23 protein-coding genes are annotated in these 23,533 nt (G+C 59.9%); 11 read left to right on the top strand and 12 right to left on the bottom strand.

The genetic code is table 11. The annotated features are described in order from the left end of the window. The first annotated feature begins 11 nt into the window (after positions 1–11). Entirely contained in the window at positions 12–1,403 is a 1,392-nt protein-coding gene (locus tag OHL20_RS15310; RefSeq protein WP_263384047.1) for a mercuric reductase, read from the top strand. On the opposite strand, the gene OHL20_RS15315 is transcribed toward OHL20_RS15310, so the two are convergent. Next, positions 1,400–2,191, bottom strand: a complete 792-nt coding sequence (locus OHL20_RS15315; protein ID WP_263384048.1) for a HugZ family pyridoxamine 5'-phosphate oxidase — start codon at positions 2,189–2,191, stop codon at positions 1,400–1,402. The two genes, OHL20_RS15310 and OHL20_RS15315, sit on opposite strands and share 4 nt — an antisense overlap. 560 nt (positions 2,192–2,751) lie before the next feature. Between OHL20_RS15315 and OHL20_RS15320 the strand changes: the two genes are divergently transcribed. Further along, on the top strand, positions 2,752–5,313 hold the full coding sequence (locus OHL20_RS15320) for a choice-of-anchor D domain-containing protein (protein ID WP_263384049.1): 2,562 nt from the start codon (positions 2,752–2,754) through the stop codon (positions 5,311–5,313). Between the two features lie 181 nt (positions 5,314–5,494). Then, positions 5,495–6,763, top strand: coding sequence for a hypothetical protein (locus OHL20_RS15325; RefSeq protein ID WP_263384050.1), 1,269 nt, complete (start codon positions 5,495–5,497; stop codon positions 6,761–6,763). A gap of 78 nt (positions 6,764–6,841) precedes the next feature. On the opposite strand, the gene OHL20_RS15330 is transcribed toward OHL20_RS15325, so the two are convergent. From OHL20_RS15330 to OHL20_RS15345, 4 genes are all read right to left on the bottom strand, one after another. Then, positions 6,842–7,282: a hypothetical protein gene (locus OHL20_RS15330; protein ID WP_263384051.1), complete on the bottom strand. Its 441-nt coding sequence runs from the start codon at positions 7,280–7,282 to the stop codon at positions 6,842–6,844. Between the two features lie 210 nt (positions 7,283–7,492). Further along, positions 7,493–8,737, bottom strand: coding sequence for a vWA domain-containing protein (locus OHL20_RS15335; RefSeq protein ID WP_263384052.1), 1,245 nt, complete (start codon positions 8,735–8,737; stop codon positions 7,493–7,495). Then, positions 8,734–9,852: an alginate lyase family protein gene (locus tag OHL20_RS15340; RefSeq protein ID WP_263384053.1), complete on the bottom strand. Its 1,119-nt coding sequence runs from the start codon at positions 9,850–9,852 to the stop codon at positions 8,734–8,736. Before OHL20_RS15340 ends, OHL20_RS15335 begins: the two co-directional genes overlap by 4 nt. 51 nt (positions 9,853–9,903) lie before the next feature. Continuing rightward, positions 9,904–11,439: a sigma 54-interacting transcriptional regulator gene (locus tag OHL20_RS15345; RefSeq protein ID WP_263384054.1), complete on the bottom strand. Its 1,536-nt coding sequence runs from the start codon at positions 11,437–11,439 to the stop codon at positions 9,904–9,906. A gap of 375 nt (positions 11,440–11,814) precedes the next feature. Between OHL20_RS15345 and OHL20_RS15350 the strand changes: the two genes are divergently transcribed. The 7 genes from OHL20_RS15350 (at position 11,815) to dnaJ (ending at position 17,209) form a co-directional block, all read left to right on the top strand. Continuing rightward, on the top strand, positions 11,815–12,129 hold the full coding sequence (locus OHL20_RS15350; protein WP_263384055.1) for a tetratricopeptide repeat protein: 315 nt from the start codon (positions 11,815–11,817) through the stop codon (positions 12,127–12,129). 41 nt (positions 12,130–12,170) lie between these two features. Further along, positions 12,171–12,722, top strand: coding sequence for a hypothetical protein (locus OHL20_RS15355; RefSeq protein ID WP_263384056.1), 552 nt, complete (start codon positions 12,171–12,173; stop codon positions 12,720–12,722). Between the two features lie 48 nt (positions 12,723–12,770). Then, a complete protein-coding gene (locus OHL20_RS15360; protein ID WP_263384057.1) occupies positions 12,771–13,292 on the top strand; it encodes an acyl-CoA thioesterase in 522 nt (173 codons plus the stop codon). A 101-nt stretch (positions 13,293–13,393) separates the two neighbouring features. Then, entirely contained in the window at positions 13,394–14,227 is an 834-nt protein-coding gene (locus tag OHL20_RS15365) for an Mrp/NBP35 family ATP-binding protein (RefSeq protein WP_263384058.1), read from the top strand. Positions 14,228–14,305: 78 nt separating this feature from the next. After that, a complete protein-coding gene (gene hrcA / locus OHL20_RS15370; RefSeq protein WP_263384059.1) occupies positions 14,306–15,367 on the top strand; it encodes a heat-inducible transcriptional repressor HrcA in 1,062 nt (353 codons plus the stop codon). Positions 15,368–15,490: 123 nt separating this feature from the next. Further along, positions 15,491–16,030 (top strand): nucleotide exchange factor GrpE, encoded by a 540-nt coding sequence (locus OHL20_RS15375; protein ID WP_263384060.1) that lies wholly within the window; start codon positions 15,491–15,493, stop codon positions 16,028–16,030. A 36-nt stretch (positions 16,031–16,066) separates the two neighbouring features. Further along, positions 16,067–17,209 carry a molecular chaperone DnaJ gene (gene dnaJ / locus OHL20_RS15380; protein ID WP_263384061.1) on the top strand — a complete coding sequence of 381 codons (1,143 nt, stop codon included), beginning with the start codon at positions 16,067–16,069 and terminating at the stop codon, positions 17,207–17,209. A gap of 272 nt (positions 17,210–17,481) precedes the next feature. Here the strand turns inward: dnaJ and OHL20_RS15385 are convergent, their stop codons facing one another. After that, complete coding sequence (locus OHL20_RS15385; RefSeq protein WP_263384062.1) at positions 17,482–18,231, bottom strand: RsmE family RNA methyltransferase; 750 nt, start codon at positions 18,229–18,231, stop codon at positions 17,482–17,484. 124 nt (positions 18,232–18,355) lie between these two features. Between OHL20_RS15385 and OHL20_RS15390 the strand changes: the two genes are divergently transcribed. After that, positions 18,356–18,742: a hypothetical protein gene (locus OHL20_RS15390; protein WP_263384063.1), complete on the top strand. Its 387-nt coding sequence runs from the start codon at positions 18,356–18,358 to the stop codon at positions 18,740–18,742. On the opposite strand, the gene OHL20_RS15395 is transcribed toward OHL20_RS15390, so the two are convergent. The 6 genes from OHL20_RS15395 to OHL20_RS15420 form a co-directional block, all read right to left on the bottom strand. After that, on the bottom strand, positions 18,739–19,299 hold the full coding sequence (locus tag OHL20_RS15395; protein ID WP_263384064.1) for a hypothetical protein: 561 nt from the start codon (positions 19,297–19,299) through the stop codon (positions 18,739–18,741). The genes OHL20_RS15390 and OHL20_RS15395 overlap by 4 nt on opposite strands. 77 nt (positions 19,300–19,376) lie before the next feature. Then, positions 19,377–20,441 (bottom strand): AI-2E family transporter, encoded by a 1,065-nt coding sequence (locus tag OHL20_RS15400; protein WP_317890986.1) that lies wholly within the window; start codon positions 20,439–20,441, stop codon positions 19,377–19,379. 40 nt (positions 20,442–20,481) lie between these two features. Next, complete coding sequence (locus tag OHL20_RS15405) at positions 20,482–21,075, bottom strand: shikimate kinase (protein ID WP_263384065.1); 594 nt, start codon at positions 21,073–21,075, stop codon at positions 20,482–20,484. A 241-nt stretch (positions 21,076–21,316) separates the two neighbouring features. After that, entirely contained in the window at positions 21,317–21,613 is a 297-nt protein-coding gene (locus OHL20_RS15410) for a hypothetical protein (RefSeq protein ID WP_263384066.1), read from the bottom strand. Further along, positions 21,610–22,278: an RNA polymerase sigma factor gene (locus OHL20_RS15415; protein WP_396272224.1), complete on the bottom strand. Its 669-nt coding sequence runs from the start codon at positions 22,276–22,278 to the stop codon at positions 21,610–21,612. Before OHL20_RS15415 ends, OHL20_RS15410 begins: the two co-directional genes overlap by 4 nt. A 141-nt stretch (positions 22,279–22,419) precedes the next feature. Next, a complete protein-coding gene (locus tag OHL20_RS15420; protein ID WP_263384067.1) occupies positions 22,420–23,505 on the bottom strand; it encodes a ThiF family adenylyltransferase in 1,086 nt (361 codons plus the stop codon). Positions 23,506–23,533 lie beyond the last annotated feature (28 nt).

A 23,533-nucleotide genomic window follows, 5' to 3' on the forward strand; every position in this document is an offset into this window, starting at 1 on the left:
AAGGAGTAGCTATGGCGGCTGAGCGGTTCGATGCGATTGTGATTGGTTCAGGGCAGGGTGGCAACCCGCTCGCTATGGCGATGGCGAAGCAGGGCTGGAAGACCGCCATGGTGGAGCGGCGGTTCGTTGGCGGAACGTGTGTGAACTTCGGCTGCACGCCGACGAAGACCCTGGTTGCGACGGCGCGAGTGGCTTACCTGGCTCGTCGGGCGAAGGACTTTGGTGTTGATACCGGGAGCGTCTCGGTCGATATGGGGGCGGCGATTGCGAGGAAACGGGAGATCGTTGCGAAATCTCGGGGGAGCAACTACAAGGGTTTGACGCAGACTGAGAACCTATCACTGATCGAAGGGCAGGCTGAGTTTACGGGGTCGCATGAAATTCTTATCGCCCTGAACGCGGGGGGATCGCGGACGCTTACGGCGGAGCGGATCTTCATCGATACCGGGGTGCGCAATGCCATTCCGAAGCTTGATGGGCTGAGCGAGGTAGCTGCCCTCGACAACGAGACGATCATGGAGTTGGAGACGCTGCCGAAGCACTTGATCGTGCTTGGCGGCGGCTACATCGCGCTTGAGTTTGCGCAGATGTTTCGACGCTTTGGGAGCGAGGTCACCATCGTTCAGTCGGGTGAGCGGCTGGCTGAGCATGAAGATGAGGATGTGTCGGCGGAGATCCTGAAGATCCTTATAGAGGATGGGATCAGCGTTCATCTGAACGCTCATGCGGAGCGGGTGTCTGGTTCTGCCGAGTTGCGGCTTACTGTTCGCGTTGCTGATGTGGCGCAGGAGATTACTGGAACGCATCTGCTGGTGGCTACGGGGCGCGTGCCGAATACAGAGGCGCTGAAGCTGGCGAAGGCGGGCATCGAAGTGGACGAGCGTGGGTTTCTGAAGGTTGATGAGTGGCTGGAGACGACCGTTGGGGGCGTCTACGGGATTGGCGATGTGAAGGGTGGACCGGAGTTCACGCACATTGCCTATGACGACTACAGGGTGTTGAAGGCCAATCTGCTGGATGGCGGCTATGGGACTACGAAGGGGCGGCCGGTGCCGTACACGATGTTCATCGATCCTGAGCTTGGGCGGATCGGGATGACCGAGGCGCAGGCTCGGAAGGCTGGTAAGAAGATCAAGGTCGCGAAGATGCCGATGACGCGGGTGGCTCGTGGGTTTGAGTCGGCGGAGACGCGTGGGTTTATGAAGGCTGTTGTGGATGCGGAGACGGACCTGATCCTGGGGGCTTCATGTCTTGGGGTGAATGGGGGCGAGGTGGCCACCCAGATCCAGATTGCGATGATGGGTGGGCTTACGGCCTCTGTGCTGCGGGATGGGATCTGGAGCCACCCGACGTGGGCTGAGGCTCTGAACAACCTCTTCTCGAAGTATGAGGCTGAGGGCTAGGTGGTCGGGTTCCTTGCTGCCTGAACCATGGCGACGAGGGCGGTGCGGGTCTCGCCGGGGGTGGTGACCTGGTTGGGGAAGTTGATGCGGGTGCCCTTCATGCCTTCGGCGGTCTTGAGGCGAAGGTGGAAGCCGAGGCGGTCGACGGAGGTCATGGTGGCCTCGGTGGCTTCGAGTTGGGAGTGGGTGTGGGCGAGCAGGATCATGGAGTCGGCGTGATCGGCGTTCATGTGCTCGATGATGCCGGGGGCTGATGTGGCGAGGGGGTCGGGTGTGGCCTCGGCGTAGTCAGGTGCAGTGACCCAGCCCATGACGCCGAAGCCGCCGACGTAGTAGACGTCCAGGATGTCCATGCGGAAGAAGGAGAAGTCCGCGAAATCGACCCAATAGCTGGAGTTCTGATGGCGGGCGAGGTAGAGCTCGCGGACGGCTGGCTTGTCTTGGTCGGGGACCTGGAGGATGTTGCCGACGAGGGTGGCGCGGGCGGCTCCGAGGGGGTCGCCGTCGGCTGAGGGCTGGGTGATGAAGAGGCTAGCCCGGGGGTCACCCTTGATGTTCTGAGTGTGCATGGCCATATTGCTGATGAGGAAGAGAGGCCGTCCGGCGGAGTCGAGGGCGTAGGGCATGAGGGAGCCGAAGGGGAAGCCGGGCTGCTTGCGCGACAGGGTGGAGAGGGTCGCGAGGGAGTTGAGGTGGAGCAGGGTGCGGGTTCGCTCGGCGTGGGTCGGCTCGAGTAGGACGGGGAGGGCTGGACCGGTGTAGGCGTGCTGGCGGGGCGGTGTGGACATGGGCTCTTTTCTTCTGGGGCGGACTTATTGCCCCTTTTTTCCGAATTCGGTGAAGTCCTAAGCTGCTCATTACAGGTCACTTAGATGGATGATTCTATCCAAAGTATTCATTGCAGGCGACTTACAGGCTAAGTCTTCAAAACAGGTGACTTAGCAGGGTATTCTGCCGGCGTGTTTAGGAGTGCTGTACGCGGATTTGCGCCTGTGTACATTCTACCGTTTAGGGCGGGAGTCATTTTCGCTGGTGCTCCAAGGTGTGCAAGAGGTGGGCGGTTTAGCTAGGGGTGGACGCTACGTAGATCGCCTTCGCAGCCCACAGTTTGAGTTCGCAAGGGGTACAACGCTCGTTCGATGACCTTAGTTTTTTGTGCCATGCAATAAACGCATAGCGTATATAGTCGGACCAAGCCCTACAACTCGGATCATTAGATCGGAATATTTTGGAACAGACCTCCGACCTAGCCTCATTTGCGGGCAAAATTCTTCTTGCCTCTAGCTTTTTTCTGCCTTTGATCGGCTGCGCTGTACAAGGGCCTTCGAGCTCCGAAACAGGAAACGTGATGCCGCTGGCGAGCATGACCAGCATGATCTTCTCCGAAGCCTCGCTTCTGCCCATCAGTCAGTCGCTGACGGTTATGGGTCACAATTCAGATGGAATTACGGCGGTGGCCTCGCCCGCTGTATTTACCGTCGCTGCGGTCCAGCCATGTCTTCAAGGTATCGCCGTTTGCCAGCTTGCGATTACCTTCACTCCGAAGGGACCGGGTACCGTTGCAGGATCGCTCTTGTTGACCGACATGGCTACCGGCCTGGTCGCAACTGTTCCCTTGACCGGGACTGATTCCCTTGCGACCTCTGCACCGGTCGTCACTCCGGCGAGTCTTAGCTTTACGGCCCCCATCGGGGGGACCACTCCGCTTCAGTTGGCAATCGTAAACTCCCCCAGCGGTGATCCGATCTCTGCTCAGCTCACTGCTTCTTCGACCAGTTTCCATCTTCCACAGGCGTCGACCTGCGGTTCAGGGGTACCCATTTGTCAGATCCCGGTCCAATTCCGACCGGCGTCTGCAGGGACGTTTGCCGGATCGCTGCTTGTTACAGATACCATCACAGGTCTTTCCAGTGCAGTAAACCTGTCCGGTGTAGGAACGGCACCGCCGCCGCCGCCACCTGTTGCGAAGATTTCGGTTTCGATATCGAGCGTTACGTTCGCCGATACGGGTCTGGGTTCCACGATCGGAGGTCAGCCGATCACGGTGACTTCTTCGGGCACCGCGCCCCTGATCATCTCGGCGATCGTGCTTACGGGGGCTGATGCAGGAGAGTTCGCGGAAAAGGGTAGTTGTCTCGCGACGCTCCAGCCTGGTGCTTCCTGTACGTTGGCTGGATCGTTCTCGCCAGCGGCCTCGGGCACACGTACGGGTGCTATTCAGATCCTCAGCAACGTTGCAGCATCTCCTACGGTCATTCAGCTTACCGGGAACGGAACAGGGGTTCCGACAAACCAGTTGATTCCAGGAGCAATCGCTAACATTCCCTTCACCGAAGGTGCCGGGTCGGTCGCAAGGGATACGAGCGGCTTAGGGAACGACTGCACTTTCTCCCCTGGTGGCAACACGCCTACATGGGTGAACGGCGGCTTGCAGATGAACGACAACCTGGACGGAAACCAGCGATCCTGCGTTTTGCCAGCGAGTTCGACACTAACGGATAGTTCGACCATGAACAGCAGAACGCTGACGATGTGTGCTTACTTCCATCCGCTCGACGCTCCAAACAATGTTGGTTATGCAACCGCCTTCGGAGGAAGCAATCGTCAGAATGTCGGCGCGCTCTGGTTGGCCGGCGCGGCGCACCCTCGAAGTGCTTATTACATGGGAGACTACTTCGGATTTGGCGGTGAACAGACGTACACCAACCAACCTCTTGTCGGTTACAACTGCATCACCTATGCCCTTGGAAGCAACCTGGACGGGACGGTAGATCACTTCTACATCAATGGTGCAGAGGTATCCCAGTATGGAAGCCAACTGAACGTTTGGGATGGGCGCGCGGTTGGAGATTCCTACACCGTCGGAGCGCTGCCATGGGATGGTGGAGGTTTACTCTGGGGGACGGTGTACTACGTTCTGGCTTATCCTACGCAGCTAAACGCGGCGAGCATCGCGCACAACAACCTCATTCTCCAGCAGTCGGCGTTCTACAGTCGCGGACTTGGGGCTCTTCATGTCCAGAGCACCACGACTGCAAATGTATTAGTCGTCGATGGCGACTCGCTCACCAATGAGACGCCAGGGGATGTCACGCCGTACCCATACCTGCTCAACCTAACGACTCCATTTACGGTAACGGATACCGGAGTTGCCGGGAGTCTTCTAGAGACCAATTTTGCAGACGCTCCGCTGGTTGATCTTCCGTTGTACAGCCCGAATTCGAAGTTCGCGATTGTAAGTGATAATGCTGCAATCAATGATCTTGATGTGGGTGGTAGTTCGGCGCCTGCGATTATTGCGAACCGGATGCGGCTCTACGCTCTGTACAAACAGAGTGGGTTCACCGTGATCGCTCCAACCATGTTGTCGTCACTTAATATGGACGTTCCGGTTCAATCCATCAGTGCAGGCGTGAGAGCTATGTCCGTTGCTAACGGATACTACGTCGTGGATTGGCAGAATGAACCGTGCCTTGGTGCAGTGGGAGCTTATGCAAATCCTGTCTGTAATTTCTTCCAAGGCGACGGTATACACCCAAGTCAGGCTGGCGAGAACGAGATGGCTGCCCTGTATTCGAACGTTGTCAACTACATCACGGGAGCAACGGCGGCTGATCCAACCGTCGTAACTGCGGCGACGTACGGTATCGCTCCAGCGGATCGATTCCTGTCGACTCAGGGGACGACCTCACAGGTGCTTACGCTTCCATCGTGCTATGGCTGGAGCACGACGACCCCGTTCACGATCAGCAACGTGAATACCTCTGGAAACGTCACGTTGAGTGCTTCGGGTGGCTTCCTGTTGAACGATGCCTCTGTACCGGTTGTGGTGCCAGGGCGGGGTTCGATCCAGGTGTACGCCGATATTGTCTCGCAGACAGCTTCGGGTTGTGCCTGGCACACGAAGTAAGTCGTCCAGGGCGGAACCAAAGAATGAATAGCCGGGCCTTGTGGCTCGGCTATTCTGCTTTGGATTGACTACGCCGGGCTTGCGATTAATTTGATTTAGGTGAAATCTGGGCTAAGATTGCTGGCGTTCTTTGTGTGTGAAAACTTTTGAGCGGGTTAGCGAAGTTGAATCAAATTTCGATATGACCACGAATACTTTTTCATTTGCGGCGCGATGGAGTCGGACGCAGGTTGTTCTCGGGCTTGTGCTCGTGGTGACTGCGGTGCTCTATGGGATGCGGGTCTCGTCGAGCTTTGGGTTTCCGGATGAGATGGACTACTACAGCATCGCGCTGAACCTGCGGCATCTCCACTTCTTCTCAATCGACGGGGTTGCACCGACGGCGATGCGGCCGCCGGGGTATCCGTGGGTAGTGGCGGCGATCCAGAGTGTGCATGAAGGCGTGAAGTTTGCGAAGTGCGTGAACCTGGTGCTGTGGCTTGCGTGTGCCGGGCTGCTGACGAGCATGACGCGCCGGTTGTTTGGCCAGCGGGCTGCGACGCTTGCGCTGCTGTTCAGCTGGTTCTACATGCTGGAGCTTTATGCTGCCGGGACGCTTTACCCGCAGGCGCTGGTGTCGACGCTGTTTCTGCTGTCGCTGTGGATGCATTTTGTGTGGCGGCGGTCGGGCGAGATGGTCGAGGCGTTGGCGCAGGCGGTGGTGTGGGCGGCGCTGATTCTTACGGTGCCTGTTTTTTTGTTTAATCTTGTCGTCTATGGCCTATGGCTGCTCTGGCGACGGCATCGCGTGAGCGAGGTTGCGGTGATTGCGGTGATCGTTGCGGCTTCGCTGGTGGCGTGGTCGGCGCGGAACAAGGTGGTGTTTCACAGCTTCTTTGTTTCAGATAATGACGGGCTGATGCTGTTGTATGGGAACTCGCCGGAGACGGGGGCGAACACGGGGCCGCGGGTGAAGATCTGGCTGTTTGCGCCGGAGGCTGCGGCGCAGAAGGATGAGCTGGCGCGCGAGAACGGGTATAAGCGCGCGGCGATTGCGTGGATCAAGGCGAATCCAAAGCGCGCGGCTGTGCTGTATGTGGAGAAGACGCTGAACTGGTTCAACTACCAGACGAACCTGGAGACGGCGAAGAAGGACTCCAAGGTGTACCCGCTGCTGATTGCGGGGGTTTATTATCCGCTGCTGTGCGGGGCGCTGGTGGCTCCGTTGCTGCTGCCGGGGAGACGACAGCTTATGCTGCTGTTTGCTGCGCAGTACCTTGTGGCGGCAGGGGCGTATGCGATTTATTTTACGCGGATACGGTATCGGCTGCCGTATGACTACCTTGTGGTGATGCTTGCGGCGGCATCGGCTGCGGCTCTGTATGAACTATGGCGCGAGCGCAGGGGGCGCGGTGGTAAGGTGCATGCCGAACGGGTGGACGCTGTAAGGGCGGAAGGGCTTCGCGGCTAGGGATGATGGGGACGTTGAAATGCCCACCTCCTGCTATGAGGGGTGGGCATTTCGCTGCGGGCGTTGCAGAACCATCGACTAGCGGTGGCCGCCGCCGCCGGGATGGCCGCCGCCCTGGAAGCCGCCGCCGTGCTCGTTGCCAGCGTCATGGCCGGCGTTGCCGATGTGGCCCTGGAAGTCGTGCGCCTCGTTGCCGTGGAAGTGATTGAAGGCCTGCTCTCCACGATTCGGGAAGGGACCGTTATAGCCGTGGTGCGGATCGTAGCGATTGTCGACGTGGCCGTAGAAGCCTCCGCGACCGTGATACCAGGGACCGGCTCCGATGAAGAGGCCGCCGTTGAACCAGTCGGGACCATAGTAGCCGTAGGGCGAACAGTTATACGGGGCGTAGTCGTAGTACCCATAGGGGCATTCGGGCGCTCCCCCACCAACGTTGATGGAAATTTGTGCCGGTGCTGTGCTGACTGCGGCGAGCAGCGCAGCGGCGGAGAGAGCGGAGATTACTTTCCAACGGGACATGTGTCCTCCTCGTGCTTCTTGATTAGAGCAGGTGTGGGTGTGGGAAGTTGTTTTTGGAGGGATTTGACGTTGGAGCACTCCTGGCGAACGCAGGTTCCCTTCGGGAATGACAGAAAGAAGGGTAAGGGCAAACGCAGGTCCTTCAACTCGCTCGATCTCAGTGGATCGTTTTCAGGACGCTGAGCGAGATGACCTTTGTTTCGCTCGATCTCAGTGGATCGTTTTCATGCGGCGGCTCATGAAGTCCATGAGGAGGTAGTTGCCTAGATTTTCGGGGCTGGTGAAGTAGGCCTTGCCGCGGCACATGGCGCTGACCTGCTGGACGAACTGCATGAGGGCGTAGTCCTGGGCGAGCATGAAGGTGTTGATCATGATGTTCGATCGCTTGCAGCGGGCGACCTCTTCGAGGGTTTCGGCGATGACGAGGGGGTCGAGGCCGAAGGCGTTTTTGTAGATGCGGCCATCGGGGAGGGTGAGGGCTGAGGGCTTGCCGTCGGTGATCATGACGATCTGCTTCATGTCCTTGGTCTGACGGGAGAGGATGCGTTGAGCGAGGCGAAGGCCTTCGCGGGTGTTGGTGTAGTGGGGGCCGACCTTGACGCGGGGGAGTTGCGAGATGGGGATCTCTTCGGCGGTGTCGTGGAAGAGGACGAGGTTGAGGGTATCGCCGGGGAACTGGGTGCGGATGAGATGGCTGAGGGCCATGGCGACGCGTTTGGCAGGCGTGAAGCGATCTTCGCCGTAGAGGATCATGGAGTGAGAGCAGTCGAGGAGGACGACGGTGGCGCAGGAGGACTGGTAGTCGGACTGGTGGACGTGGACGTCCGAGTATTCGATGTTGAGGGGCGTGTGCTCTTCGCCTTCTACGGCGGTGGCGATGCCTTCGCGGGCGAAGACGCTGGAGAGGGTGGCGGTGATGTCGAGGTTGAGGGTGTCGCCGAACTCGTAGAGCTTGGAGGAGCCGTTGGTCTCGACCCCGGAGGACTCGTGGCGGGTGTCGTGGCGACCGAGGTTCGATTTGCCGAGCGGGCCGAGCAGTTCGCGAAGAGCCTTGTAGCCGAGGAAGTCCATGCCCTTGTCGGTAACTTCGAACTTGGCGCTTGTCTCACTGTCGCCCTGGTTGCCCTCACCTTCTTTGGGCTGCTCGGCGTTGATGAAGTTCTGCTCCTGCATCTTCTGAATGATCTGGTCGATGAGCTCTTCGACCTGATCGGCGTTGAGGGACTCGTACTTTTCCTGGGCTTCTTCGTCGAAGAGTTCGCCGGAGTCGAGGGCCTGCTTGATGGCTTCGCGGAGGTTCTCCATGGTCTGCTCGCCGTCGAAGTCCTGAAAGCGGGACATGGGGTCCTGAAAGCCGGAGTCGAGGAGGAAGTCGGAGAGGGCCTGCATGAGGTCTTCGAGGCCGAGGGAGTCGGCGAGGTCGCCGGTGAACTTGGTGTAGCGAATGCGTTTCATGAAGTCCTCCGTGGCTGCGATGAGGGTTGGTCAGCCTGGGCAGGCGCGTAGCCGTCGACTACTGTAATGCTGCCGCCGATGCGTGTAGCGACGGTGGGCTGTTCGAGACCCTTGAGCAGGGGAGCGGAGAGCTGCGCGGGACTGACGTGGTGCGCATAGAACTCTGCGAAGGCGAAGAGGTCGGGACCGTCGTTGAGGAGTTGCGGGTCAGGCGTGTAGGCCTTGACGATGTCGGGATTGGCAATGGCTGCTGCGAAGAAGTCGACGGCATCGGCAATTGTGCGACCGGTGGGCGAACGGTACTGATAGAGGGGAACGTGCTGTCGCTCGGCGAACTGTGCGAGTGGAACAAGCGGCTGGAGTGCGAAGGCCTGGTAGTGGGTGGCACGCTCGTGGCGGGCCATCTCCTGCGGAAAGGCGCCGCGCTGGTCAAGCTCGCCGATGGCCTGCTTGTAGACGTCTATGCCCCAGTTGAAGAGGGAGTCGTCGGAGGAGATGATGCCGGTGGAGACGGCCGCAAGGGCTCGCCAGTAGTGATGGTTGTTGGTCTGTGTGCCCGCCTTGTCGAAGTCGACGGTGCGGTGCGCAACCTTGTCCATCCACTGGATGTCGCGCCTGACCAGTGTGGGATCGAGCGAGCTTTCGTTGAGGAGGACAGACTCGCTTATGGCGATGGAGCTGAGAGTCCACTCGACTTGAAACCATGCCTGGGAGCTCTCCCTGGGATCGTAGTCGAGGAGAGTTGCGGCTTGTGCCCAAGCGTCAATCTGCTGCTGGGCACACTGGGCTTCGTCTCTGCTGGAGCTAACGAGCCACTGGTTCATGCCTGCGGTGACGCGGCGCTCGAAGCTGGAGTAGGTGCGCGTGACTTCAGCCTCGGCGGGGTTGATTGGACCATGTCCTCCGCTGATGTAGTGCGGCGGGATGACCATGCGGCCGGTGGGTGGAGGGACAACGGGAAGCTTTGTGCAGAAGCTTAGCGAGGCGATGGCCTTTGCGATACGCGGATCGCTGTTGTGAGCGAGCAGCGCGTGTCGCTGGACGACATCGATGTAAGAGGCTTTGGGATTGGCGACCGACTCTGCATGCGCGACGCATACGAATACCATCGTCATGCACCATGATGAGAGTCTGATCGACATGCGCTTCTGCCTCGTTGGATCGTGCTAGTTAAAGCCGCGGCGGGTGCGGTTCTTGGTGTATTCGTCACGTTCGGATTCGCGTTCCCGTAGCTTTTCGGCGTAGTTGGCGGCTTCGTTGTTGCGCTGCTTCTTTTCGCCTGCGGTGAAGGCGCGCTCCTCGGTGCGGCTGAGACGCTTGTGGGCGTACATGCCTTCGAGGAGGAACTCGGCTGCGCTCACGGCCGTCTCGGGCTTGGACTTGGAGTTAACCTTGAGGGGCGAGAGCTTGTCGAAGAGGCCCTGGATCTGCTGGAGTTCGGCGAGTGAGCCTGCGGAGGGTTGGGCGTCGTTGAGTTGGACGGTGCCGCCGAGGTTGAACCACTGCTCGATCTGTTGGGTGTTGGTCTCTTTGAAGTATTGGTCGAAGACGGTAGCTACGCTGGCGCGGATGATCTCGCGGATGACGGTGTCGGCGCCGCGCATCTCGCCCTCGTACTCAAGCTCGATCTTGCCGGAGATACCGGGGAGGGCAGTGTAGATGTCACCGACTCTTGGGACGACGAGCGTTTCGCCGTGCAGGAAGGCGCGGCGTTCGGCGTTTGAGATGACGAGTTCCATGGTCGAGATGGGGAGGCGCTGGGAGACGCCGGAGCGCTTGTCGACCTTCTTGTCTTCGCGAGCGGAGAAGGCGATCTGCTCGACGATCTGGCGGATGTAGTGGGGGATCTCGATGTTGGAGCTGGGGCGCTTCGACCAGGCTTCCTGGGAGGTGATGCTGATGGCGTCGTCGATCGACTCGGGATAGTGGGTGCGGATCTCGGAGCCGATGCGGTCCTTGAGTGGGGTGACGATCTTGCCGCGCGCGGTGTAGTCCTCGGGGTTTGCCGAGAAGACGATGGCTACGTCGAGCTTGAGGCGGACGGGGTAGCCTTTAATCTGGACGTCGCCCTCCTGCATGATGTTGAAGAGTGCGACCTGGATCTTGCCGGCGAGGTCGGGGATCTCGTTGATGGCGAAGATGCCGCGGTTAGCACGGGGCAGGAGGCCGTAGTGCATGGTGAGCTCGGAGCCGAGGTCCTGGTTGGAGCGTGCGGCCTTGATGGGGTCGATGTCGCCTACGAGGTCGGCCACGGTGACGTCGGGGGTGGCTAGTTTTTCTACGTAGCGGTCGTCGGGGGTGAGCCAGGCGATAGGGGTGTCGTCACCCATCTTCGCGATGAGGTCGCGTGAGAACTTTGAGAGCGGTGTGTAGGGGTTGTCGCGGAGCTCGGAGCCGGCGACGTAGGGGCAGTTGGGGTCGAGGAGGGTAGTGAGGGCGCGAAGGATGCGCGACTTTGCCTGTCCACGGAGGCCGAGCAGGATGAAGTTGTGCTTGGAGAGGACGGCGTTGACGATCTGGGGGACGACGGTGTCTTCGTAGCCGACGATGCCGGGGAAGAGCGGCTCGTCCGAGGTGCCTTTGGCGCGGAGTTTGGCGATGAGATTGTCACGGAGCTCGTCCTTGACGGACCGGGCGAGACGGGCTGGAGTGTATTCGCTGGCGCGTAGGGCGCCGAGGGTGTTCGGAAGAGAGGTCGCCATGTCTAAGTATAGACGGCTGGCGAAGCGGAAGGATTCACGCAGAGGCTTCGGTATGACGCGGTGGAAGTATTGACTTCCCATTTGAGCGCGTCGGTGTGGAGTGCTTGCGGATGCGTTGACCGGAGAGACTCGGACGCTGGTTTCCTTCGGGAAAGAAAGGCAAGGGCAACCGCAGGTCCTTCGACTTCGCCCAGGATGACAATCTTGTGGGCGCGAGGCGAAGGCTGATTACAGGTCAGTGGGAATGCGCGCAAAGCGAGACTGGCGGTCTGACTGCGAACGCATGGGGTGGAATCTCACGTAAGTGTAGCTATGTAAGCAGGGGCGTATTGGCGGCTGGTGGCTGGGCTGGTCGCCAGCCACTAGAATCAATCCATGGACAAGATTGCCGCCTTTCACGAGATTTTGCAGCTCGACCCGAACAACGCTTTTGCACGGTACGGCCTCGCCATGGAGCATATTGCGCAGGGCAGCACGGATCAGGGTCTGGTGGAGTTTACCAGCCTGATCGCTTTGAATCCTGATTACGTTCCGGCGTACCAGATGTCTGCGCAGACGCTTGCCAAGTTGAGCCGGACGGAGGAGGCGCTGGCACGTCTGCACGAAGGGATTGGTGCGGCAAATCGCACTGGCAACCAGCATGCGCTTGCCGAGATGGAAGGGCTGCGCGAAGAGCTGACAAGCTTGTAAGCTTCTACTCTCCAAGCTTCAAGGGTCAGGAGTTTTCGGCTATGGTCAGGTATCTGCTTTTGCTTTGTCTTGCGTTCCCGGCTGGCATTGGTCTTCGGGCTCAGCCGGAACCTGCTTCCTGGCAGGCGAAGGTTGCGGCGACGCTGCCGCTGCTGGGTCATCGGAACTGGATCTTGATTGTCGACTCGGCGTATCCGCTGCAGGTTGCGCCGGGGGTGGAGACGATTGAGACGGGTAGCAGCCAGGTGCAGGTGTTGCGGAACGTGCTTGCGCAGTTGGATCGCGCTCCGCATGTGAGCCCGAATGTGCTGATGGATGCGGAGCTGCCATTTGTGACGGATCAGGCTGCTCCGGGCGTGACGGCATATCGGAGTGATATTCAAGTGATTCTAAGGGGCCGTCCGGTTCAGTCGCTGCCGCACGAGCAGATTCTGAAGACAATTGAGGAGGCCGGGCAAGGTTTCCATGTGCTGGTGCTGAAGACGACGATGACGATTCCGTATACATCGGTGTTTCTGCAGCTTGACTGTAAGTACTGGGGCGCAGATGCGGAGCGGCAGCTTCGCCAGAGTATGGCTGCGGGCCATCCGTAGAGGCCGAGGTCGCGGTGGTTCGTCGTTGTGGGATTTAGACTTGGAAGGATGAGCGAAGAGATCGTATCTCGGACGGTGGTTGAGTCGCAGTCGGAGCGGAGTGAGATCGTGTTTCCGGCAGACTCAAATGCGCTGGGGAACCTGTTCGGCGGACGGCTGATGCAGTATATCGACCTGGTGGGGGCGATGGCGGCGAGTCGTCACGCGCGGGCGATCACGGTGACGGCGAGCATGGATCATCTCGACTTTGTGGCACCGGTGCGGGTTGGGGAGTTGTTGATCCTGAAGGCTAGTGTGAATCGTGCGTTTCGGACCTCCATGGAGGTCGGTGTGCGGGCCATGGTGGAAGATGTGCGCGAGCAGAAGCTGCGGCATGTTTCTTCGGCGTACCTGACGTTTGTGGCCGTGGATCAACATGGGCAGCGCCTGGTGGTGCCGCAGGTTGTTCCGGAGACGGACCACCAGAAGCGGCGATATGAGGATGCGGGGCGGCGGCGCGAGATGCGGTCGGGCGAGACGCAGCGTAAGAAGGAGATGCGGGCGGCGCTGCCGGGCGGATTCCATATTTGAGCTTTGAGGATGTAAGTACAAACGCGGGTCCTTCGACTTCGCTCAAGATGACAATTTTGCTGGCAATCGGCACATAACAGATTCTGTAGAGGAGAAGCACGATGGGACATATGGGAGCAGGAGCGCCGCAGGGACCACAGCCGTTGCCGGGTGTGGCGCATGTTGTGGCGGTTGGTAGCGGTAAGGGTGGCGTTGGCAAGACGACGGTTGCAGTGAACCTAGCCGTTTCGCTGGGCAAGCTGGGGTATAAGGTCGGGCTGATCGACGCGGATATCTACGGGCCGAATGTGCCGATGATGCTGGGCGCGACGCGGCAGCCGAATGTTGTGGGCGAGAACCGGATCGAGCCGCTGCTGGCGCATGGGGTGAAGTTTATTTCGGTTGGGCTGATCTCGCCGGGCGACAAGCCGATGATGATGCGCGGACCGATGCTGCACCAGATCATCAAGCAGTTCCTGACGCAGGTGGAATGGGGCGAGCTGGACTTTCTGGTCGTCGATCTGCCTCCGGGCACGGGTGATGTGGTGATCTCGCTTGTCCAGACGGTTCCGTTGACAGGCGCTGTGGTGGTGTCGACTGGGTCGGGCGTGGCGTTGCAGGACGCGCGAAAGGCGCTTGAGATGTTCCACCAGGTGAAGGTGGAGGTGATCGGGCTGGTGGAGAATATGTCACAGATGACGCTGCCGAACGGTGAGGTGGTTGACGTGTTTGGTGCGGGCGGGACGGAGCGAACGGCTGCCGAATTTGGACTGCCGTTTCTGGGAGCGCTGGATATGGACCCGAAGATTCGGATTGGCGGCGATCGCGGGATGCCGGTGACGCTGGCTGGGCCGGAGTCGGCTTCGGTGAAGGCGTTTTATGATGTGGCACGCAAGGTTGCGGCGAGGTCGATGGAGATCTCGGAGCAGGACGAGGATGTGCTCGAAATTAGCTAGAATATGAGCACAAGTGGCTCAGGTTTGCATCTCAGGGCTTGACGGCTGGCGTATTCTGGATACAGAGGTGGCAAACTGATGGCAGATGCGGAGCGTGTGACGGCGCGGCAGCGGGCTATTTTGACTGCCATTGTCGAGAGCTATATCGATACGGGCGAGCCGGTCGGGTCGGGAACTGTGTCGCGTTTGCCGCAGACGGAGATCTCGGGCCTGAGTCCGGCTACGGTGCGGAACGAGATGGCGGCGCTGGCGGATGAGGGGTTGCTGGAGCAGCCGCATACGTCGGCGGGGCGGATTCCGACGGCGCGGGCGTTTCGGATGTATGTGGAGCAGATCAGCGGGGGCGCGGGGATTTACAAGCTTTCGGCTGGGTCGCGGTCTGAGATTGACTCGAACTTTGCGGGTCTGACGGGAACGCAGGCGGTGCTGGAGCGGACGTCGCATGTGCTGGCTACGCTTACAAGCGGCGTTGGGGTGGCGATTGCGGCGGTTTCGGGTGGGGATGTGCTGGAGCATGTGCATTTCTCCCGGCTGACGGAAGCGCGGGTGCTGGCGGTGGTGGTGACGAAGTCGGGCCTGGTGCGGGATCGTGTGCTGGCACTCGATCGGGATCTGACAGCGCGGGATCTGGAGACGGCTGCAAATTTCCTGAATGAGAACTTTCGGGGATGGAATATTGAAGGAGTTCGGCGGGAGATCGCGCGGCTTGTCGAGCGGGAGCGGAATGAGTATCAGCGGCTGTTGACGTCGGTGCAGCATCTCTGGGCGCATACAGTGCCCGAGAGTGGAGCAACGCGGCAGACGATTTATGTGGAAGGCGTAGCGAACCTGGTGACGAGCCAGGAGGATCGGGAGCGGCTGCGCGAGGTATTGATGGCTCTTGAGGCGAAGCAGCGGCTGGTTGAACTTCTGAATGCGTATATAGATACGCGGCAGGAGTCGGTTCGCGTGGTGTTCGACCTGGAAGAGCAGGCTCCGGAGCTGGCGGGGCTGGTGCTGATCGCGGCTCCGGCAAGGATGGCTGGCGAAAATCGCGGAACGGTTGGGGTGATTGGGCCGAAGCGGATGCAGTATGAGCGGACGATGAGTGCTGTGGGTTATATCGCGCAGGTGTTCGACCGGATGCTGGAGCCACAGTAGTTCTGAAGCAGGAAAAATGCTGGTGGGTGAGGAATGACGAAGGATAACGGGTGGGATCGAGTCGCGCGATGGGCAGGAATCGGCAACAATAGAAGTGAAACCGACATAAGGAGTACTGAAGCAATGCAGGACGAGACGTTAGAGCAGGGATTGCAGGAGCCCGAGATTGTAAGCGGGCAGGATGTTGCGGTGGAGGCTGGGCCTTCCGAGCTGGACCAGGTGCGGGGCGAGCGGGACCAGTTGCAGGATCGACTGGCGCGGCTGCAGGCCGAGTTCGATAATGCGCGTAAGCGTGAGATCAAGGAGCGGTCTGATGCTCGCGACTACACCGTGACGAACACGGTCGAGCCGTTTCTTGGCGTGATGGATAACTTCCAGCTTGCGCTGAAGGCGGATGGAACGGCGGAGCAACTGCGCGGTGGAGTCGAGCTGATCCTGAAGCAGATGGAAGATGCGCTGAAGGGCTTGAATGTGCAGGCCGTGGAGTCAGTGGGAACGCAGTTCGATCCTCGCATCCACGAGGCACTGGGGAACATCGAAACTGCTGAGTTCCCCGATCACCAGGTGCTGGAGGAGATTCGTCGCGGATACAAGATTCGCGAGAAGCTGCTGCGACCTGCATTGGTGCGGATCGCTTCGAACCCGGGACAGGTATCTGAGTAGGGAAGACATTAGGAATAGAAGGCGGAATCCAGAGAGATGGCTACGGCGAACGTGACGAAGATTGATTACTACGAGGTGTTGACGGTTTCGCGGGATGCTTCCGACCAGGAGCTGAAGACCGCGTATCGGAAGCTGGCGATGCAGCATCATCCGGATCGCAACCCGGATAACCCGGCTGCGGAAGAGAAGTTCAAGGAGTGCAGCGAGGCTTATGGCATTCTGAGCGACCCGGAGAAGCGGGCTGCTTACGATCGCTATGGTCATGCGGCGTTTCAGAGCGGCGGTCCAGCGGCTGGCAATCCGTTCCAGGGTGGAGCTGGCGGCGCGCAGGATCTGGGGGACATCTTCGGCGACCTGTTCGGCGAGATGTTCAACATGGGCGGTCAGAAGAAGTCGTCGCGGGTGCAGCGTGGACGCGATCTTCGGTATGACATGACGCTCGAGTTCGAGGAGGCGGTCTTCGGCAGAGAGCAGGAGATCAAGATCCGTCGGGCGGAGATCTGCGACGACTGCAAGGGAAGTGGCGCGGCGAACGGCAAGGCTCCAATTACGTGTACGCAGTGCGGTGGTCGCGGACAGGTTCGCTATCAGCAGGGTTTCTTCTCGGTTGCGCGGACCTGCTCGGTTTGTAACGGAACGGGAACGCTAGTGGTCGATGCATGCAAGACTTGCCGGGGCGAGACGAGGGTGCAGAAGGATCATACGGTCCTGGTGAAAGTGCCTGCGGGTGTTGAGCAGGATACGCGGATTCGGTACCAGGGCGAGGGCGAGACCGGCAAGTTTGGTGGTCCTGCGGGCGACCTTTATGTGGTGCTGAATGTGAAGGCGCATAAGTTCTTCGAGCGCGATGGGGACGATCTGCACTGTGTTCTGCCGATCTCGTTTCCTCAGGCTGCACTTGGAACAGAGTTGGAGATCGAGACGCTGGAAGGAATGGCGACGATCAAGGTTCCGGAGGGAACGCAGAGTGGCAAGGAGTTCAAGCTGCGGGGCAAAGGCGTTCCGCACCTGAATGAGCATGGAAAGGGCGACTTGATTGTTGAGGTTCGGGTTGCTGTTCCGGGCAAGCTGACGAAGTCGCAGCGGGAGCTTTTGAAGCAGCTTGGTGAGACGATGACGGTGGATAATCTGCCTACGTCTCGGGGGCTATTTTCTAAGGTGAAGGATATTTTTAGTTAGTTGTCTAGGTTTTGATATCGAGAGGGGCTCGGACTTTGGTCCGGGCCTTTTTTGTGGGGTACCCCCCTCCCCCATCTAAGTACGAAAGTCTTCATAACATTGGGGTTAGGTGGGTACTTGGGTTGTTGCGCTGTCTGAGTTTTTGCGCGTTGAGGGGTGTTTGGGGTGTGCGTTTGTCAAGTTAGTGGCGGTGGAGAACGGGGCAAGAGCAGCCGCAGGTCCTTCGACTTCGCTCAGGATGACAGTGTTCGGGTGGGGACTGGTGAAGGCAACTACAGTTCGGTGGGTCGGCCGCTAGCTGATGTCAGGTAAGCGGCGGTTATGACTATGGCGGCTATGGCGGCGGTTTCGGCTCGGAGGATGCGGGGGCCGAGGGTTACTGGTTGCCACTGGTGGTGGGTGAAGAGGGACATCTCTTCTGGGGTCCAGCCTCCTTCTGGGCCTATGGCCAGGGCGTAGTCAGGACCGACTGCTGCGGGGACTGCGGCCTTCAAGGCGGCGGTGAGGGTTTGGCTTTGTTCGGTTTCGGAGAGGAGTATGCGGGTGGTGGCGGGTTCGTGTTCGAGGGCTTGCTTGAGGGTTGTCGGGTCGGCGATTTCGGGAATGTCGGTGCGGCGGGATTGTTTTGAAGCTTCGAGGGCGATGCGGCGCCAGCGTTCGACGCGCTTGGTGGCGGCCTGGGCCAGATGCTTTTCGGTGCGGCGGGCGAGGATGGGGGTAATGCGGGCTACGCCGAGTTCGGTTGCTTTCTCGATGGCCCACTCGAGGTGGTCGAACTTGAAGATGGCGATGAGGAGGTGGAGCGGCAGGGCAGAGTCGGCTTCGAGTTCTTCGTGGAGGGTGAAGCGGACCTCGGCGTCGGAGACGGCGGTGATCTCGGAGCGGTGGAGGAAGCCTCCGGCAACGACGTCGTAGATCTGGCCGATCTCGGCGCGGAGGACGTGAGCGAGGTGGTGGGCCTGATCGCCGGTGAGGGTTGCGGTGGTGGGGGTCCAGGTATCGGCGATGAAGCGGCGGCGCATCGTTACAGGATAGAAGATTGCGGGTATAGTGGTGCTCTCGGCGAAGAGATTTGTGTTGTCTTCCTTTGTCCAACAACGGCTGCGCGACGTCTCTGATTGCTGAAGATGAATGGGTGGAGGATCTATGTCGAAATGGATGGTGCGGGTAAGTTTGATGGCGGCGATAGCGTCGGCTGGTATGGCTGCGCATGCCGCGACGCTGGATGGAACATGGCAGGTCAATGGGGACGTGCAGGGTAATCCGGTGGTGACGACCTGTGTGCTGACCGTGGTCGAGAACAAGATCGGTGGGACCTGCCTTGGGACGGATGGCGCGGCGAGGCCGGTCGATGGCACGGTTGCGGATGGCACGATGAAGTGGAGCTATGACTCCGTGTATGACGGCACGAAGATCACGCTGAACTATACGGCAAAGCTGAAGGGTGATGATGGGCTCGAAGGCACGATCTTTGTCGATCCCTATGAGGCAGACGGATCGTTTACGGCCACTCGGAAGAAGGCGACGACCTAGGGTTTCGCAAAGGTGATGGTCTGCGGGGGCTGGTGGTAGAAAGCTACCGTGAGGGTTGCTTCCTTGCGGTGCGTCCAGTCGTCCTGCGTGCCGGGAAAGTGGAGCAGAACCATGCCTTCTGCTGGTTGGGTGGCGGGGATGGTGGTCTCGCGGAGCAGGGGTGGCGAGGCCAGAGGCTTGAGGGCGGGGAAGGTCTCGTAGAGTGGCGGCAGCTCTGTCTTCTGGGCGGCGCTGGTTTCGAGGAGATCGCCGCTGGCGGTGGTGAGGGTGGCGGTGACATCCTTGATGAAGATGGGGATGTGGAGGCGATTGTCTACGTGGAGGGTGGCTAGGACATAGAGATCGTCCTGGGCTTTATCCTGACCGACGACGATGGTGTCGGTTTTGTAGATGGTGTGGGCCTGCCATGTGTTGGTGCGGGTGATGGTGAGGTCCGCGTCGTGGCTTGGCAGACGGTGCAGGATGTAGGCTGCGATGCCAGCTAGTGCCAGGACGGCGATGGCGATGGGTAGGAAGAGGTTGCGGCGCTCGGATTGGGAAAAGTTTAGATCAGCCACCTTTTGAGGATAGCAGTGGTAAAGCAAGACGACCGTGGATCGGCGCGGAGAAGTGCGGACGCTTTGCTACGGCTTTATCAGGCGTGACTGTCTCGTTGGACGGCGTATTCGTCGAGGAGGACGGTGATGAGGGCGGCGGTGGGGACGGCTACGAGGGCTCCTACGATTCCGGCGAGGGCGGTGCCTATGAGGAGGGCTACGAGGACGGTGAGGCCCATGAGGTCTACGCTGCTCTTCATGATGCGCGGGGTGAGCACGGCGTTCTCGATGTTGATGTAGATGGCGTAGAAGATGAGGACACCGAACATCTTGGGCCAGGAATCAAGGGCGGCGACTCCGGCGGCGAGGATGATGGTGATAACACCGCCCGCAATGGGAATGATGTTCAGGATACCCATGAGGACGCCAAGCAGGACGAAGTAGCGGACGTGCAGGATGCCGAAGACGATCACGCTACAGATCCCGAGGATCAGCATGAGGAGACCTTGACCGAGGAGCCATTTGCTCATCTTCAGTTCGGCCTTCTTGAGGGTGGCGTCGAGGCGGCGGCGGGAGTCAAAGCTGAAGAGAGAGAGGAAGAACTCGTACGCATGCTCGCCCTCGAGCATGAAGTAGATGCAGAGGAAGGCGGCGGTGAGGAGGTCGAAGACGTGGGAAAGCCAAAGGGGTAGCGAGGAGAATAGATAGCTGGCGGTCGCGGCGGCGGCGTTTTCGGCGCGGGCGGCGATGCTGTCGATGCCGATCTTGTCGGCCATCGGCACCTTCTTGATCTTAGCGACGATGAGCGGCAGCTTTTGCGGCAGGTCGTCGGAGAAGGATTTGATGTCGCGGAGGACTGGTGGAAGTCCGATGGTGAAGAAGAGGGTGAGAGCGAGAGCGACGGCAGCGATAAGGGCGACTATAGCGACGGGGCGAGAGGGGTGCCAGCCGCGGATGTTGAGCTTCGTAATCTTGACGACGATCGGCATCAAGACGACGGCGAAGAGGGCGCTGACGTAGATAATCTCGAGCTCTTTGCTGAGTTTCCAAGCGAGGGCGAGGAGGAGGAAGACGCCGACGGCGAAGATGATGTTGGCGCGCGCGTTCGTGCGGGTCTGCTCCGGGCTCGGCGTGGGCTGGACAGTGATGGGGGCCAGGGCGATCTCCTATGGGGTACAACCGTGTGATGCGGAGATTTGCCTGTTAGCGGCGGCCTGGAGTGATTTTTTCGAGAGATTGCAGGAGAGAGGTGACTGACTCTTCGGGGGTTAGGGCTTCGGTCTGCAGGGTGAGGCGGGCGAGACGGCGGTATAAGGGCTGGCGTGTGGCGAAGCGCGTGCGGGCGAGTTCGGGGTCGGCGAGGACGGGACGGGAGATGTCCTGAAGGACGCAGCGATCGAAGAGGGTTTCGAAGGAGGCGTCCAGGAAGATGGTAGAGGTGCCGGGCGTCTGCTCGAGGAGAAGGCGGTTGGTGAGGACCTCGGGAGTGCCGCCGCCGAGGGCGATGACGGTGGAGGTGTGGGCGAGGGCAGAGGCGAGGGCGGAGGATTCGAGACGGCGAAAATGAGGCTCGCCGTGGAGAGCGAAGAGGCCAGCGATGGTCGAGTTGGTGCGGGATTCAAGGTGAGCGTCGAGGTCGAGGAAGTCCCAGTTAAGCTGGCGGGCGAGAAGGCGGCCGATGGTGGACTTGCCAGCGCCCATGAAGCCGGTGAGGACGATGCGTTTGAGGTGCAGGGGAAGCTGCGGGACGGGTTTTGGTGGTGCGGCTACTTCGGTGGCGGTCGGGGCGGCAGTCATTGGAGTTCTCCGTGGTGCAAATTGAGGTGGACACGCAAAAGCCGCGACCTTTGGGGTCGCGGCTCGGGAAGTTCGAAGTTCTCTGAAAGGCTTGTATGGTTCTCAGAGATGCATGCGAGTACTCCGCTCGGCCGCGCAATTGCGCCAATAGCGGTAGGTAAACGAAGCGGTCTGGAACGAGTTGCTCATACTTGCTAGACGGTACACCTTGTTGACTGCGGTTGCAAGATATTCCTTGCGCCTATTTTGTTTCGGGTCCTGCTGTCTCTGAGCCCATTTTGTGGACGATTTTGTCCCAGAGACCTTCGCTCGGCTCTTCCACGGTGTTGAACATGCCGCGTGCCTGTTCGGCGATGATCTCCAGATCGCTTACCAATGCTGCTGCGTCTGGATTGTTCGCGAGAAAGCGTTGAAGACGAGGATCAGAGCTTACTTTTCCATTGGAGGAGGCAGCGAAGAAGTCCGGAAGATACTTTTCGAAGTCCGCACGGGTCATTGTGTCGAAATCGGGAAATTCAGGTACGGTAATTTCGGTCATACCGCTACCTCCTTGAGCCCGCCCTGCTGGGAGTTCTGCCCGTTGACTCGGAGCAGTTCGCGGAGCTTGAGTCGTGCTTTGTGCAGTTGGGATTTGCTGTTGCCGGTGGAACACTCGAGCATGGTGGCGATCTCGTTGTGCTCGAAGCCCTCAACGTCATGGAGGACAAAGACCATGCGATAGCCGGGGGGGAGAGAGGCGACGGCACGCTCGAGGGCGACGCGATCGACGGAGCCTGAAAGGATGGGGTCGCGGCTGCCGAAGTCACGCTTCGGTGCGTCCTCTTCGGAGGGGTTGATGGTCTCTTCAAGGGAGACGAGGTTCAGACCCTTCTTGCGGAGGTGCATGAGAACGAGATTGACGGTGAGGCGGTGAAGCCAGGTGGAGAAGGCTGATTCACCTCGGAAGCTGCCGAGCTTGCGGAACAGATGGAGGAAGGCTTCCTGGGTCATGTCTTCGGCTTCGGAGACGTTGCCGAGCATGCGGAGGCAGAGAGTGTAGACACGACGCTTGTGAAGGGAGTAGAGCTTGGAGAATGCTTCAGGATCGCCGTTCTTGGCGGCTTCAATAGCTTCCGCTTCGCCGGCGATCGGAGGATTTCGTTTGAATAAGCCAGAGTTAGGCTTAGCTGGTGCTTGCGTCATCTGAGTGCCTTGGGTGCTCATTGGGCTCGATTCCGGTCTGTATGTTCCTGTTTCGCCGCGTTCTCGCCATTTCCAGCGTATCGCAACCGAGGGTTATTTTCGAATCAGTGCATTAGAGCATTTTGGGTTCAGAAAGGTTGTTCTAGTCGGAGTATGGCGGGATCAAGCGCCGATGAAGCGAGCGTAGAGAGTGCGTGCGACCGTTATGTCTGTCGTGCCCTGGATAACGGCCCGGCCATCAGCGAAAAGAGTAAGGGTGTGGGCACCGCGACGGAAACGCAGCAGGAGATCGTTGAAGCGGAGATCGGCGATGTCGGCATGCTGGGCGAGGCGGGCCTGCATGTAGGTGAAGTTCACAGGGCGGTGGTGCTCGTGGATTTGAACCGAGTTACGACCGCAGAGGGTGATGTGTGGGCGGCCCTCTCCTGCCAGATGGGTGAAGGTGCGCTGCCCGCAGACGGTGCAGGCCGGGTTGGGCCGGGCGTTGCTGATGGCAGAGTGTTCACTGGTCCAGAGGTCGTAGGAGAGCAGGGTGCGGCGCATGGCTTCGGGCTGGCCGGTGAGGAATTTTAGGGCCTCGGTGACCTGGATGGAGGCGGCGAAGTTGACGGCGGTGGAGAGGATTCCTGAGGTGTCGCAGGTTTCTACGGGACCGGTCGGGGGCTTGGGGAAGATGCAGGCGAGGCAGGCGGTGGCGTTTGCGAGCGGGGCGGGAAGGATGTTCATCGTCGCGGCGTAGGCACCGATGGCGGCGGCGTAGATCCAGGGTTTGCCTTGCTGGACGGCGAAGTCGTTGATGAGGTAGCGGGTTTCGAAGTTATCGGTAGCGTCGAGGATGATGTCGGCTGGAGCTAGAAGCTCGGCGATGTTGGCTGGGACGAGATCGGCGATGTGGGGGTTCACGGTTACGTCGGAGTTGAAGAGGGCGATCTTGCGGCGGGCTGCCTCTGCTTTCGGAAGCGAGTTGCGGGCGTCCTCCTCGTCGAAGAGGACCTGGCGCTGGAGGTTAGAGGCTTCGACGAAGTCGCGGTCGATGAGGGTGAGGGTGCCGACGCCAGCGCGGGCGAGGAGCGAGGCCGCTGCGGCTCCCGTCGCTCCAACGCCGACAATCGCGACGTGGGCGGCGGCAAGACGACGCTGGCCAAGGGCTCCGATGGCGGGGAACAGGATCTGGCGAGAGTAGCGATCTTCAGTCGCGATGCCTGAAGAACGCGGTGTATCGAAGGTAGGGGTAGCAGCGTTGGTCATGGGTGGGGAAGCTTCCAAAGCGGAGCTT

It is taken from the genome of Granulicella arctica (assembly GCF_025685605.1).
Classification (GTDB): domain Bacteria; phylum Acidobacteriota; class Terriglobia; order Terriglobales; family Acidobacteriaceae; genus Edaphobacter; species Edaphobacter arcticus.